We start from the raw sequence: 14,464 nt of genomic DNA, 5'->3' as shown, positions 1-14,464 counted from the left end.
GTATTCAATGAAATTGGTTGCCGACGGTGTCGGCAGTATTTCCGACGCCGTCAGCAATATTTCCGACAGCGTCAGCAGCATTGCCGAGGGCGTCGGCAACCGATTTCATCAAATAGAAACGCCAAAGAGATAAACGTTAAATCTCCGAGGCATCCTATACATTATCCATTTAAATAACGAGAAAATCATGGGTAAACCAAGAAGTGGCATCCAAGTCAGTATTTATAATACACCGGGCAATGAACAACGCGGGCCAACATCCTGCGCACGAGTCATCACCAGAGATACCAAACGCATGAACGATATATGTGAGTATATTTCCGAATGCTCATCCGTCACCTCCGCCGACATAAAAGGTGTATTGGAGGCGCTTACTTCCTATATCGGCAGGGAATTATCCTATGGGTACAGCGTGGAACTGGAAGGATTGGGACATTTCTCGCCATCGGTAAAAAGCAAAGAAGTAACGGACCAGAAAGGAAATACTAAATCAAGCGCTAGCATACACGGCGTTAACTTCCGCTGCTCTCCCCGACTGAAGGAGATGGTAAAAAAGAACGCCCCCATCTTGGTTAAACGGGAAAATCTGCCCAAAACGGGAATCGAGGGAAGGAAGGCTAAGATGTTATCTTATCTAGAAAGAAACTCATATATAAATCTCACCGATTACGCCGGCTTGAACAATTGTACCCGCTACCGTGCGAGCGAGGATATCAAGCAATTTATCAAGGATAACGTAATAGCCAGCGTAGGATATCGAACACACCGGATTTATGTGCTGCCTGAAAAAGAAGACGAGCAAAACTAAAACTTAGGACGAAAGTGGCACTTCCGGACTCTATAAATACGTGACCTAGGAAAGCGCTAGATAAACCAGATAAGTAACATGATATTTTTCTTCAAGAACTTCAAGGCTTCGCTGATTTGGTTCTCAACGGTCTTCTCGGAAATATTGAGTTGGAAGGCTATCTCTTTATAGCTTTTATGCTCCTTCCGGCTTAGATTAAAGATAACCCGGCGTCTTTCCGGCAATTCCTCTATCAAATGATCGATATACTCCCCCAAGTTATAGGCGGTGATCTCTTCCTCTAAGTCGTAGGAGGTCTCCATAGCGGACAAGACCGTCATTTTATAAAAGTCCTCGTTCACGTTCTTCCGGTGCTGATTAAAGATCAAGTTACGGGTGATGACAAACAGAAGCCCCTTGAAGTTATCATCCTCCCGGATGAATTCCCTCGACTCCCAGACCTTGATAAACACCTCTTGTACCACATCCTCGGCCACATCCCGATTATTCAAATAAAGCCCGCAGAAATGATAAACCTTTTCCCAATATTGTTTATACAACATCGAAAAAGCCTCCCTATCTCCTTCTTTCAACGACTTTATAATTTGTCTCTCTTTCATTTAGCATCACATATCGTTTCGCAAAGATAATAAAATCATATACTAATAAAAGTTAATGATATCCCAGTTCTCCCGGACTTCTTTGTACTATTAATATAGCACGAGAAATAATGGAAGAAGAAAACAAACATATAAGCGATTTATTAATCCGATACGTAAATGGACTCTATACACGGAACGATATAGAGACCTTGCGGAAGTTAGCCTCATCCATAACGGAGCGAGCAGAATTAGAAAGCGAAATGGACCGGGTCTGGAGCGAAGCGCAGGACTTACCTCAATCCGATTCCCATAATCATCTGCTTTATAAAAAGGAGGCGCAAGACCTGTTGGATAAGACACGTAAAAGAGAAAGAAGAATCTCCCTATCCACTTTCATCAAGTATGCGGCGAGCATAGCGATTATCGTTTCCATCGGATTCGGAGCGAAACTATACCTAAATCATTCAGCGAAGCAGCATGCATCTGCCAGCGACCATCTCCTAACGGAAATAAGCGTCAATCATGGCGAACATAAGCAAGTCACCCTTCCCGATGGTACGGTCGTTCATCTAAACGCCGGTACCGTCATGCGATACCCAACGGAATTTACCTCTGACATCCGTTTGGTAGAAATGGAAGGAGAAGCTTTTTTCAATGTCATGAGAGACGAGGGCAAGCCCTTCATCGTCCGTACCCGACAAGCCGACGTAAAAGTACTCGGAACCTCTTTCAACGTAAAAGCCTATCAAGAGGATGAGTTGATAGCCGTCAGCGTTCGGACCGGAAAAGTTGAGGTGGATATGCCCGAAAGCGTAATGCGTCTATTACCGAACGAGCAAGTAATCGTGAATAACGCGAATGGAGAGATCCTTAAAAAGAACGAGGACGCCCAAAAAGTAACGGCTTGGCTGCAAGGTGGCCTTTATTTCAACCGAACACCTATCAGTAGCGTTATACACGATTTGGAGCGGATGTATAATCAAGAGATCGTACTCGATCCGAATGTCGTATTCGACGATTACATCTATGGCGAGCACGACAATAAAAGTCTGGAAGCCGTACTGAACGCAATTCAATATTCAACCGGCATCCGATACCGGACGGAAGGAAACCGGATCGTGTTATACAAAACGAGTTATTAACCTTAAAATCGATTTGCCATGAAAGATACGACCTAAGCATAGCCACATAAAAAAGGGAAACCGACCTCTGACCTTCGATCTCCCTTTATCTTTCCCGATATGTACACCCTTGGATTGGACCCCCTTGGAGATTACATAAATCGGACTGTTTTTAAAAGTGTATAAAAACAACCTTTAAACATACAAAATTATGAACTTTCCAACTATTACTAGGTATAATTGGATGTGTTGTTCTATTATTTTAGTTTTTTTAGCGTTAAGCTCCCCTAAGCCTCTGCAAGCCCAAGAAAATCAAAAAGAAAGAATAACGATTCAAGTAAAAAACCAACCCATACAAAAAGTCTTCGATGATTTGTCGAAGCAGACAGGATTAAAGTTTTTCTATGGAGAAGCCATCGCGAACCGGAACGTACAAGTTAACCTAAAGTTCAAAAACGCTCCCATCAACAGCGTATTGAACGAGATCACCCGGCAAGCCAATCTTTATTTTAAGCGAGAGAATAACACGATAGCCGTCAGTCTCGGAAACGCAGGCAACGCCTCCGTTCCAGTGACGCAAGACCGGAAAGTGACCGGTATCATTACAGATGAACGGGGCGAACCGATCATCGGGGCGAACGTCGTGGTAAAAGGTACGTCCAAAGGGACAGTTACCGACCTGAACGGTGAGTATAGCATCGAGGCGAATGGTAAATCGATCCTGCTCATATCTTACATCGGCTATTTATCGGAAGAAGTGGCCGTAGGCAACAACAAGACCCTTAATATCCAGCTAAAGGAAGACGCCCAGAAGCTTGATGAGGTAGTCGTGATTGGTTACGGAACACAGAAACGAAGCAATCTTTCCGGAGCGATCTCGAAAGTCACCTCCGAGGTTATCGAATCTAAGCCCGTGACCAACGTGCTATCCGCCTTGCAGGGAGAAATACCGGGAATGGTTATCCAACGAAGCTCCGGCCAACCGGGTAACGAGGACTTTAAGATGAACATACGTGGAGTCTCATCCGCTAACGGAGACAATGCCCCGCTGGTTTTAGTAGATGGTATTCCCGGTGATATCAATATGATCAATCCGCAGGATATCGATGCCATCTCCGTCTTAAAAGATGCCTCCGCCTCTATTTACGGAGCACGGGCCGCAGGCGGCGTTGTCTTGATTACGACTAAGAAGGGAGCGACCGGCGCACCTAAGATCACTTACAATGGAAACTTGTCGATCTCCAAGATGACCGGTATGATGAAAGCGCCAACCAATTATGAGATGGCGATCATGGACAACGAGGCCAATATCCATAACGGCTCCGCCCCTATGTATACGCAAGAGCTTCTGGATAGGATCTTGTCCAACGACCCGAATCCGATCGATCACCCGTTGTATGGAGGATGGAAATTGTTCTTTACGAACACGGACTGGATGGACGAGCTGTTGAACAACGGCGTTCAGCATAAGCACAATCTCACTATCTCCGGTGGCGGCGAGAAATCCAATTATTATTTATCCGCCGGTTATAGCAAGCAATTCGGAGTCGTAAAATATGCCGACGACAATAACACCAAGTATAATCTACGTATGAACTACGATTATAGGATCACGGATTGGTTAAAGCTGGAAACCAAAGTAGCCTTGGACAATAATAAACGTACCGATGTAGGCAGCAACGGAGCGTGGGTAATCGGTGAGGCGATTCTGGATATGCCTAACCACCCGGTCTATAATGCCGATGGTAACTTCTTCACCCAAGGAGGCTGGAGCAATGCCGTAGCGTTGGCCAAAGAGAGCGAGACCGCCACGTTCAAGACCCGGGAGATGAATGGTAATTTCAGGTTAATCGCCAACATTATCGACGGACTGACCTTAACCGCCCAAGCCGGTGTTAATTATAAGAACAAGAACAATGAGGATATAGCGAAAGCGATCCCTCTTTATACATGGGACAATAATATCACCTACTACACCGGAGCGGGAAGTCCGGAGCAGTCTGCCGTGGATCGCACGACAGAAGAGACCGTTTACCAAAATTACACGGCCTACTTGAATTACGATAAGAACTTCGGCCCGGACCACCATCTGGACGCCATGTTAGGTATGGCCTACGAGACGGAGGAAGTCCGCATGTTCATGGCACGCCGTGATAACTTCATCTCGGATGAGCTGTGGGAGCTTAACCTCGGAGGCACGGGAAATATGAAGAACGACGCCAAAGCCGAGCATTGGGCTACCGGCTCTACCTTCGCCCGCCTAGGCTACAGCTTTAAGAACAAGTACATTCTGGAGACAAACTTCCGTTATGACGGTAGTTCCCGTTTCGCCCCCGGCAACAGGTGGAGAATGTTTCCCGGAGTCTCCGCCAGCTGGCGTATCTCGCAAGAAAACTTCTTGAAAAACTCCAAGGTATTCAATGAGCTGAAGTTAAGAGCATCATACGGACAGACCGGAAACCAAGAAGGTATCCGCCTGTATGACTATATCCAGTTGCTAAAGTTTAGGGACGATGGCTGGGGAACTAAATTAATCTATCCGTTCGGAAACGGTTCCCAAAGCCAAGCCATGGGCTTAGACGTATTGGCCGGGGTAGACCGGACATGGGAAATTCTGGAGAATGTCAACGTGGGTGTCGATGCCGCTTTCCTTGATTCCCGCCTCGGCTTCTCGTTTGATTATTTCGTAAAAATGAATAATAATATGTTAATTCCGGTAACTTATCCCAGCATGTTAGGTGCGGAGGCACCCTACTCGAACTCGGGTAAATTACGCACGAACGGCTTCGAGTTGACATTGAACTGGACCGACAAGATCGGCAACGTTGAATACTCTGCCCAATTCCAGTTGACCGACGCCGTGAACAAATTAGTTGAATACGGAGGTGCCGATACCTATAAACTAGGATTGAACGAGACCCGGGAAGGTTATCCCATGAATTCCTATTTCGCTTACGTATACGATGGCGTGATCAAGGACCAAGCGGATCTCGACGCTTATAAGAAACTAGAGGGCGTACCTTCCAATATCGGCATCGGAGACGCGAAGTTCAAGGATTTGAACGGCGACGGTAAGATCTCCACCTACGGTGATAAAGATGGGGATGACGGCGACGCCGAATACGTTGGCTCCACCACTCCCCGCTATTCCTTCGGATTGAATCTGGGCGCTAAATGGAATAACTTCGATATCAGCGTATTCTTCCAAGGAGTTGCCAAGCGCACCTTGTTCCGTGAAGGAGACTTCGCCATGCCTTGGAGCGACTGGTGGAGATACCCGCCTCAGTTCTACTACGGCCAGACATGGAACGAGGATCGCCCGGACGCCTATTATCCCCGCTTGACGCATGGGGAGATCCGGCATTGGAATTATCAGGCATCCACCCTGCAAAAGATCAACGCCGCCTACATTCGCCTAAAGAATATCCAGATAGGCTACACGCTCCCCAAAGGTGCGTTACAGAAACTAGGCATCGAACGGACACGCTTTTACGTAAGCGGACAGGATCTATTCGAGATACATAACGTAAAAGGAGGATGGGACCCCGAGTCGGACAAAGCCGGATTCAATTATCCGTTCCAACGTTATTATTCTTTCGGTATTGACTTAACTTTCTAAGGTTCCACGAAAAAACAAATTAGCAGTATGAGACGATTTAATATAATTATAGCGCTATCGGCCACACTCGGGCTATCTAGTTGCGACTTGGATATGACACCTATGGATCAAGTGTCCGACACCGTATTTTGGCAAAAGCCTTCTGATTTCGAGTTGGCCGCCAATGATTTCTACTTCAGCCTGATGGAGGCCTCCCAATATATAGATAAGAACTCGGATATCGCTTTCGGATCGGGGGCGGACGACGTAAGCGATGGTTCTTATTTAGCACCGGTCAATTCGGATGATTGGGATGAGCCTTGGAAATTCATCCAATCCACTTCCTATCTGCTCAAGAAAGCGGAGGAGTCTGGATTGACCGATGACGAGATCGGACGCTGGAAAGCTGAGGCCCATTTCTTCCGGGCCTACAACTACTGGAAACTGGTCAAATTCTACGGAGGGGTTCCCAAGATAGAGATTCCCTTGAATACCTCCTCGGAACAGCTTTACACGCCTCGCTCCTCCCAGCAGGAGATCATTGATTTTATCATCGACGATCTCGATAAGGCGATTCCTTTGCTTCCCAAGCAAAGCCAGTTGACTACCGAGGAATTGGGCCGTACCACGCAAGGGGCCGCCTTAGCGTTAAAAGCCCGCGTATCCTTGTACGAGGGAACTTGGGAGAAATACCATCAAGGCTCCAACGCCGATATGTATATCCAATCGGCCATCGATGCCGCCCAAGCCTTAGTGGATTCCAAGGAATACGCCTTGTTCCGGGATAAAGGGAAGGAAAGCTATAAATATCTACATATCTTAGAGGGGGATGATAGCAAGGAGGTCTTATTGGCAAGGCGTTATTATAAATTGAGAGTGACCCATAACTGGACACGGGAACTTTGGTTCGGTGCCATGGTTCCTACAAAAAACCTTGCGGATATGTATTTATGTAACGATGGTCTGCCCATCGATAAATCTCCTTTATTTAAGGGATTCCAATACCAGACGAGTGAATTCGAGAACCGGGACTCCCGTATGGAGCAGACGTTTATCGTTCCCGGTAGCGAGGTCTTTTTCGAGGGAGGTCTCTGGACACCTACCTATCCGGGATTTGTAGGGAATAGCGCTACACGCACAGGCTATATGATCCGTAAGTTCTTGGATGAGACATTGGATGCCGCTCAATTCATCGGCGAATACGACTTCAAGGAGTTTCGTTACGCCGAAGTCCTGCTGATCCTCGCCGAGGCTTTATACGAGAAGAACGGACAAATCACGGACGATCAGTTAGACATCACCATCAATGATCTGAGAAACCGGGCGAATATGCCTCACCTAACCAACGCTTTCGTCTCCGCCAACGGACTGAATATGCTGGAAGAGATCCGGCGTGAGAGAACCGTGGAACTGGCATTCGAAGGATACCGCCGGGACGACCTACGTCGTTGGGGCACGGCGGAAACGGTTCTTCCCCTTGCGATCCGTGGCGTGAAATTCGTGGGTACGGAGTATCAACAGAAATTCCCGGAGTTGGTGATCGGGCAGGATATACAGGTGGATAGCGATGGCTTTATCATCGCCCAACCCGCATCCGCCCGCAAGTTCCAGACACCGAAGCATTGGCTGTCACCGATACCTTTGCAACAGGTACAATTGTCGAAAGGAACCTTGGAACAGAATCCGGGCTGGTAAGGGTTTTTCCAAGAATAAGCGACTATATATATGAGGGTAGGCCCTACCTTCTCGTATAGGTAGGGCCTACCTATCCGGGAGGGGAATCCCATTTAAATATGAATTATCTTAAATTTTTATAGCATGAAGAAATACTTTTTAGCGGTAGCTAGTTTTTTTATTTATTCTCATATCAGTCTAGGCCAAGTGTATCCGGGGCAGATGGATTCCACGTTTGTCCCTGTACGGAGTCACCACTATGACCCGGAGTTAACATTTGATTTTTGCGTGAATGAACCCGCTTGGAGCAATCAGGCGGGTATCCATTCCGCCTTCGGATCGACCGACCGGCTTTATTTCCGGAAGGAAGTACCCGTAAACCATGACAACGATTTATCATCTTCCTACTCTACGACCGTTTGGAGGGGGGAAAGAGCGAATGCCCAGATATTGGTATGGTCGTCAGAAGCGTTGGAACAAGTACGTGTCTCTACGCAGGACTTGAGGAGCGCCGAGGGAAACATCATCCCGAAAGATCGGATTACCTTCGAGTTGGTGCGTTACGTATTGTCCAATTATCCGTATGCCGAGAAAAAAGCCATCTGCGGGGAATCTCCCTACAAATCCGGCTTCTTGATGCCAGACCGTTTCGAGACGCTGGACCGCTTCGATCTCCCTTCCCAAACCACCCGTCCGGTATGGATGATGGTGGATGTGCCGAGAGGAACCGTTCCCGGCACGTATAAAGGACAGGTGGAGGTGCGGGCGAAAGGCAAGGCTCCTCAACTATTGAATCTGGAGATCGTGGTGCAAAACCAGTTGCTCCCCTATCCGAAAGACTGGAAATACCGTCTGGACCTATGGCAGAACCCGTGGGCCGTGGCATGGTACAATCACGTGGAACCGTGGTCACCAGAACATAAAATGCTTCTCAAGCAGCATTTGAAGCATTATGCCGATGCGGGTGGTACCTACATCACGACTTATGGAGTACATTCTCCTTGGTCCGATAACTCCTATATGATCGAGGGGGGTATGATCGAGTGGATCAAGAAAGCGGACGGCACATGGGCCTTCGACTACAAGATCTTCGACGAGTACGTAGAATTAGCAATGGAATGTGGCATCGACGAGGCAATCACCCTCTATACCCCGATTCCTTGGGGATTCCGTCACCGCTATAAGGACGAGGCTACGGGCGATTATTCTTATATCAACTGGGCGCCAAGCTCGGAGGAATTCAAGAAGATGTGGAATATCTTCCTCACGGATTTCAAGTTCCATCTAGAAGCTAAAAGCTGGTTGGACATCACCTATATCGGAATCAACGAGAATCCGATGGAAGAGACCTTAGCGGCTATCAATGTCGTGCGCAACCATGATAAATGCTGGAAGATCACTTACGCCGGCAATTGGCATAAGGAATTGGACGGACTGCTGGACGATTATTCTTTCCTTTACGGAGAGGAACCTACCATCGCCGAGCAAAAGGCACGGGCCGCCACCGGACGCACGTCCACCGTATACGTATGCTGTAACCCGCCGATCCCGAACAACTTCGTGTTCTCTCCTCCTATCGAGGGACGTTGGATCAGTTGGTATGTAATGGCGTATGGTTATGACGGCTTCTTGCGATGGGCTTACGACGCTTGGCCGGAAGATGCCGATCGCGACGCACGTCATGGCTCTTGGGCAGCAGGCGATTGCTACATGGTATATCCGGGAGGCAAAAGTTGCATCCGCTTCGAGAAAATGAGAGAAGGTATCGTGGATTTCGAGAAGGTCCGTATCTTACGGGAACTGACCGCCCAATCGGGTAACGCTCAAGCCCAAGGCTTATTGAAGCAGCTAGACCAACATTTGTCTATCTTCCCGAAAGAGAAAGAGTTCGATGAGAACAAGATCTCGGCGGATGTACGTAAGGGTAACCTCATCATCCGTCAACTGTCCGATCTTTTGGCGAAATAATGGGCTTATATAGCAGGAAAGACATAAAAGCATATCGTTTAATCCTATCACTCATGGCAAGCGTAGCCGCAGGGCCGGCCTTCTCGCAGACAACAGGTGTTGTTTGCGAGGAGTTCGACCAGATACAGCTGACGCACGTATTGACGCCCACCGGCCCGCTACCGACCGCCTTGGACCCGAATGGCGTATCCCCCTATATGAGTTATAGCGAGACCTCAAATCGTCCGGTGCCTAAAAGGTACCGGATGATCTCGCTAGAGAACGAGAAAGTCAAGGCTATCATCTGCCCCGATCTTTGCGGGAAAGTAATATCCCTCACTCACAAGGAGAGCGGCAAGGAGGTCTTGTACAGGCCAGACGTAATCAAATACACACGGATATTACCCCGTTTCTATTTCGTGGCCGGGGGGATCGAGGTCAGTTTCCCGATCTCCCACTCTCCCACGCAAAATGAGCCGGTGCTTTATCAGATCGATCATACGGGAGACCGCACATATGTAACATGCGGAGAACGGGAATCTCATTACGGTATGCAATGGTCTGTAGAATATTCCTTAGGAGATAAGGACGAATGCCTTACCCAAAGGGTTGTTTACTACAACCCGGGAAAGCAAGCCTATCCATGGATGTCATGGTCCAACGCCGCCCTTCCTTGCGCACCGGATACCCAATACGATTTCCCGAACGGGACCGTATTATCCCATGCCTCCACGTTGGACACGATCGACTGGAAAACGGAAGGAACCCATCATGAACGGGATATCAAAGAGATGACCGGCTACTTCTGGAAAACGAAAGACGTGAATACTTTCGGGGCCTACACTCCCTCCTTGGGCAGCGGGCTCTATCATATCGCCGACGAATCCAGTACGCCCGGTATCAAGCTATGGAGTTATGGCGTAGCCGGCGACAAGGAATGGTCCATGCTCAGTACCCCCGACCGGCAGCCTTACGTAGAAATCCAAGGTGGCCCGATCAGCGACCAGTCCATCAAGCTCGAATTGCGTCCCGGCGAGAAAAAGAATCACGTAGAATATTGGATACCGACAGATCATCCTTTGGATATCTATTCCTTAAAGGTTCCGGCATTAAGGCTTCGCCCGATCGATCGCATCCCGCTATTCGACTGGGCCCGGAAGAATGAATCTTCCATCTGGATCGCCTTAGCCGATGCCTATAAGAATAAGTCCATGCTTCCCGCCGCCCCCTATCCGGAAGACGGGCAGTGGGCTCCATCCGGCATGGAAGATCTGGACGATGCTTTTCGTTGGGCGATCCAAATATCTCCCCGGTCGGAACGGGATTATTGGCAATTCCACTATGGGACTTGGTTGGCTGGAAGAGAACGTGTAGAGGAGGCGATCGAACAACTATCCATCCCGGATATCGATCTGGCAAAAGCTTTATTGGCAAGGCTATATGTTCGTCGGCAGGCGTGGGAAAAGGCGAGAGATACTTACGCCGCTATCCCCGAGACCTCGTGGTTGAACCTACATCCCCAGTTGGTTATCGAGCGGGATAAAGTATTAAAGAAGTTTGGAACAGAGGCTTTATCGGAACGGGAAAAATGGCTGGATAAGATAAACGCGTCCTCTGATGAATGGGTGGTCGAGCGAAAGGTACAGCTACTGATTGATAAGAAGCAATATCAAGAAGCCAAGGATTTATTACTATCCACCCATTTCCAGAAAGTGCATCAAACTTACACCCGTACGGGACTTTGGGAACAGATCAACGAAGGCTTGGGCCTCTCCCCGCAACCTGTACCGGAACAACTCGGCGAGGATCGCTTAGCCCGGTTCGGTGCCTATCGGGAATATGAATAAAGGGAGGTGTGTTTTTAGAGCAGTAGCTTCATATAAGTCTCCGCATATTTAGCCAGAAACGCCCGGATCACTTTCAAGGCCGTAGAGATATGTTGTTGTACCGTATATACCGAGATACCCAAACTGTCGGCTATCTCCTTATGGGATTTCATATCTTTACGGCTCATATCAAAAACCCTTTTTTGTTGTGGGGTCAACGTTTCAAGCGCCTTATCCAACAATGCGTTTAAATCCGTATCCAATACCGAGTCCTCCGTCTCGTTCGTGCTATCCAATGAGGCGGACCGTATCTTATCCCTCAGCTCCAACTCACGATCCAGTCCCGCCAACAGGTTTAAGATCCGATTTTTCACGATCGTATACACATACGGGCCAAAAGGTACATTCGGGTTCAAGAAACGGCGATTCTGCCAAATAGAGGCGAAAGCATCCTGAAAAACATCTTCCGCCATATCCCGGGATTTAAGGAATTTCAAGGAAAACCACATCAGGCGATCCTTATACAGGGCATATAATTCACAAAAGGCCGACTCGTCCCCTTCTAGCAAGTCCGCCACAAGCCTTCTTTCTTTCTCTGAATCAATGTCTGCCATTCGACTTATTCTCCCACTTCGATTACATAGGTTCAAATGTATGCAAAATTCCCAAAGGTAAAAACAAATTGAACCAAAATCAGCAACTCCATCATACAGCTTTATAAACTCACGATAACAAACATCTTTGCTCATTCGGAAATAATCATGTATTTTTGTCTGTTCATTTAAGAAAGGATGATGTATTGATGAAAGTTTGTATCGCCGAAAAGCCGAGTGTGGCCCGGGAAATCGCGGAAGTATTAGGGGCAACCCAACGAATGAATGGGTATATCGAAGGAAACGGATATCAGGTAACTTGGACATTCGGGCATTTGTGTACCCTGAAAGAACCGCATGAATACGCGGAGAACTGGAAACGCTGGAGTCTGGGGTCGCTACCTATGATCCCTCCCCGGTTCGGTATCAAACTAATCGAGAATCCTACGTATGAGCAACAATTCAAGGTAATCGAGAGCCTGATGCAAAATGCCGAGATGGTCATCAACTGCGGTGATGCCGGCCAAGAGGGGGAGTTGATCCAACGCTGGGTCATGCAAAAGGCAGGTTGTAAATGCCCCGTCTACCGCCTTTGGATCTCCTCGCTTACAGAGGAGGCGATCCGGGAAGGTTTCCAAAAACTAAAAGAACAGACGGAATTCAATAAGTTATATGAGGCCGGGCTATCCCGTGCCATCGGTGACTGGTTGCTGGGGATGAACGCCACCCGCCTTTATACCTTGCGCTACGGGCAGAACCGGCAGGTATTATCGATCGGCCGTGTGCAAACCCCGACGCTCGCCTTGATCGTAAACCGGCAAGCCGAGATCGACAATTTCAAGCCGGAACCCTATTGGGAATTAAAGACCATTTACAGGAATACGACTTTCTCCGCCACGAAAGGTAAGTTCACGAAGAAAGAGGAAGGTGAGGCTTTTCTGGAGAAGGTAAAGGAACAGGATTTTACCGTTACCAGTATCACCGAGAAGAAAGGGAAGGAATTCGCCCCTCGCCTATTCGACTTGACCTCGTTGCAGGTGGAATGTAATAAGAAATTCGCGTTTACGGCGGACGATACCCTAAAGCTGATCCAATCGCTCTACGAGAAGAAGGTGACAACCTACCCACGTGTGGACACGACTTTCCTTAGTGATGATATCTATCCGAAAGTTCCCAATACCTTGAAAGGGTTGGTGGATTATACGGAGCTTACCGCTCCTTTGATGAATCAAAAATTGCCGAAGAGCAAGAAGGTGTTCGATAACTCGAAGGTTACCGATCACCATGCGATTATCCCTACCGGAGTCCCCGCCCGCAATCTTACGGATACGGAACGGAAGGTGTACGATTTGGTAGCCCGTCGTTTTATCGCCGCCTTTTATCCGGATTGCGAGATATCGACCACTACGGTCTTGGGTCAAGTGGATAAGGTGGAATTCAAGGTGACCGGAAAGCAAATCCTCAAACCGGGTTGGCGTGTCGTATTCGGAGCCGAGCAGAAAGATCCGGAGGCTGAACCTACCGAGGAAGAAGGCGTATTGCCCGATTTCGTGAAAGGAGAAAGCGGCCCGCATAAACCGATCTTGAAAGAGACTTGGACCCAGCCTCCGAAACCCTATACGGAAGCAACTTTATTGCGGGCGATGGAAACCGCCGGTAAATTAGTGGATAATGACGAGCTGCGGGAAGCCTTAAAGGAAAACGGTATCGGCCGCCCTTCTACCCGTGCGGCGATCATTGAGACCTTGTTCAAGCGTAATTATATACGGAAGGAGCGCAAGAATCTTTATCCCACCGCTACCGGTGCGGAATTGATCGGCACGATCCATGAGGAACTGCTGAAAAGCGCGGAGTTGACGGGTCTTTGGGAGAAGAAGCTTCGTCAGATCGAGCGGGGAACTTATGAGGCCCGTACTTTCCTTGATGAGTTGAAGCAGATGGTAAACGAGGTCGTCATAAACGTCCTTTCCGACCAAACCCGGCGAACGATTACGATTGAGGATACGTCTAAAGCAGCTAAAGAAACTCCCAAAGACGAACCCAAGGAGAAAAAGGAAAAGAAACCTCGTAAGCCTCGTGCCAAGAAAGAGAAAGAGAAAGAGAAAGCAGAGGCTACTCCTGAATTGGAGCTTCCATCAACGGATAAGCCCGTTTGCCCCATCTGTCACAAAGGCTCTATCCTCCGGGGCAAAACCGCTTATGGCTGCTCTGAATACAAGAATGGATGTACGTTCCGCTTGGATTACGCTACGTATGGAAATAATTTAACGGATGAGGAGTTAGGTACGGTTATCAGTAAATTAAAGTCTATTTAAA

General features: G+C 48.1%; 9 protein-coding genes. 7 read left to right on the top strand and 2 right to left on the bottom strand.

Translation table 11 applies throughout. The annotated features are described in order from the left end of the window. The first annotated feature begins 187 nt into the window (after window positions 1-187). Window positions 188-808: an HU family DNA-binding protein gene (locus DW205_RS16335; RefSeq protein ID WP_005866317.1), complete on the top strand. Its 621-nt coding sequence runs from the start codon at window positions 188-190 to the stop codon at window positions 806-808. Between the two features lie 56 nt (window positions 809-864). Here the strand turns inward: DW205_RS16335 and DW205_RS16330 are convergent, their stop codons facing one another. Beyond that, window positions 865-1,407, bottom strand: coding sequence for an RNA polymerase sigma-70 factor (locus DW205_RS16330; RefSeq protein ID WP_005866315.1), 543 nt, complete (start codon window positions 1,405-1,407; stop codon window positions 865-867). A 110-nt stretch (window positions 1,408-1,517) separates the two neighbouring features. Between DW205_RS16330 and DW205_RS16325 the strand changes: the two genes are divergently transcribed. From DW205_RS16325 to DW205_RS16305, 5 genes are all read left to right on the top strand, one after another. Beyond that, a complete protein-coding gene (locus DW205_RS16325) occupies window positions 1,518-2,531 on the top strand; it encodes a FecR family protein (protein WP_005866313.1) in 1,014 nt (337 codons plus the stop codon). 190 nt (window positions 2,532-2,721) lie between these two features. Beyond that, entirely contained in the window at window positions 2,722-6,129 is a 3,408-nt protein-coding gene (locus DW205_RS16320) for a TonB-dependent receptor (RefSeq protein WP_005866311.1), read from the top strand. Between the two features lie 27 nt (window positions 6,130-6,156). Then, the gene (locus DW205_RS16315; protein WP_005866309.1) at window positions 6,157-7,803 is read left to right on the top strand and encodes a RagB/SusD family nutrient uptake outer membrane protein; all 1,647 of its coding nucleotides are present in this window, start codon (window positions 6,157-6,159) and stop codon (window positions 7,801-7,803) included. Window positions 7,804-7,926: 123 nt separating this feature from the next. Then, complete coding sequence (locus DW205_RS16310; RefSeq protein WP_005866307.1) at window positions 7,927-9,750, top strand: DUF4091 domain-containing protein; 1,824 nt, start codon at window positions 7,927-7,929, stop codon at window positions 9,748-9,750. Between the two features lie 53 nt (window positions 9,751-9,803). Then, a complete protein-coding gene (locus tag DW205_RS16305) occupies window positions 9,804-11,576 on the top strand; it encodes a DUF5107 domain-containing protein (protein ID WP_005866304.1) in 1,773 nt (590 codons plus the stop codon). 14 nt (window positions 11,577-11,590) lie between these two features. On the opposite strand, the gene DW205_RS16300 is transcribed toward DW205_RS16305, so the two are convergent. Then, entirely contained in the window at window positions 11,591-12,169 is a 579-nt protein-coding gene (locus tag DW205_RS16300) for an RNA polymerase sigma-70 factor (RefSeq protein ID WP_005858137.1), read from the bottom strand. A 188-nt stretch (window positions 12,170-12,357) separates the two neighbouring features. Between DW205_RS16300 and DW205_RS16295 the strand changes: the two genes are divergently transcribed. Further along, entirely contained in the window at window positions 12,358-14,463 is a 2,106-nt protein-coding gene (locus DW205_RS16295; protein WP_005866302.1) for a DNA topoisomerase 3, read from the top strand. Window position 14,464: the final 1 nt, after the last annotated feature.

Source organism: Parabacteroides sp. AM17-47, from assembly GCF_003434625.1.
Classification (GTDB): domain Bacteria; phylum Bacteroidota; class Bacteroidia; order Bacteroidales; family Tannerellaceae; genus Parabacteroides; species Parabacteroides distasonis.
This window is presented reverse-complemented; position numbering and strand designations above follow the sequence as displayed.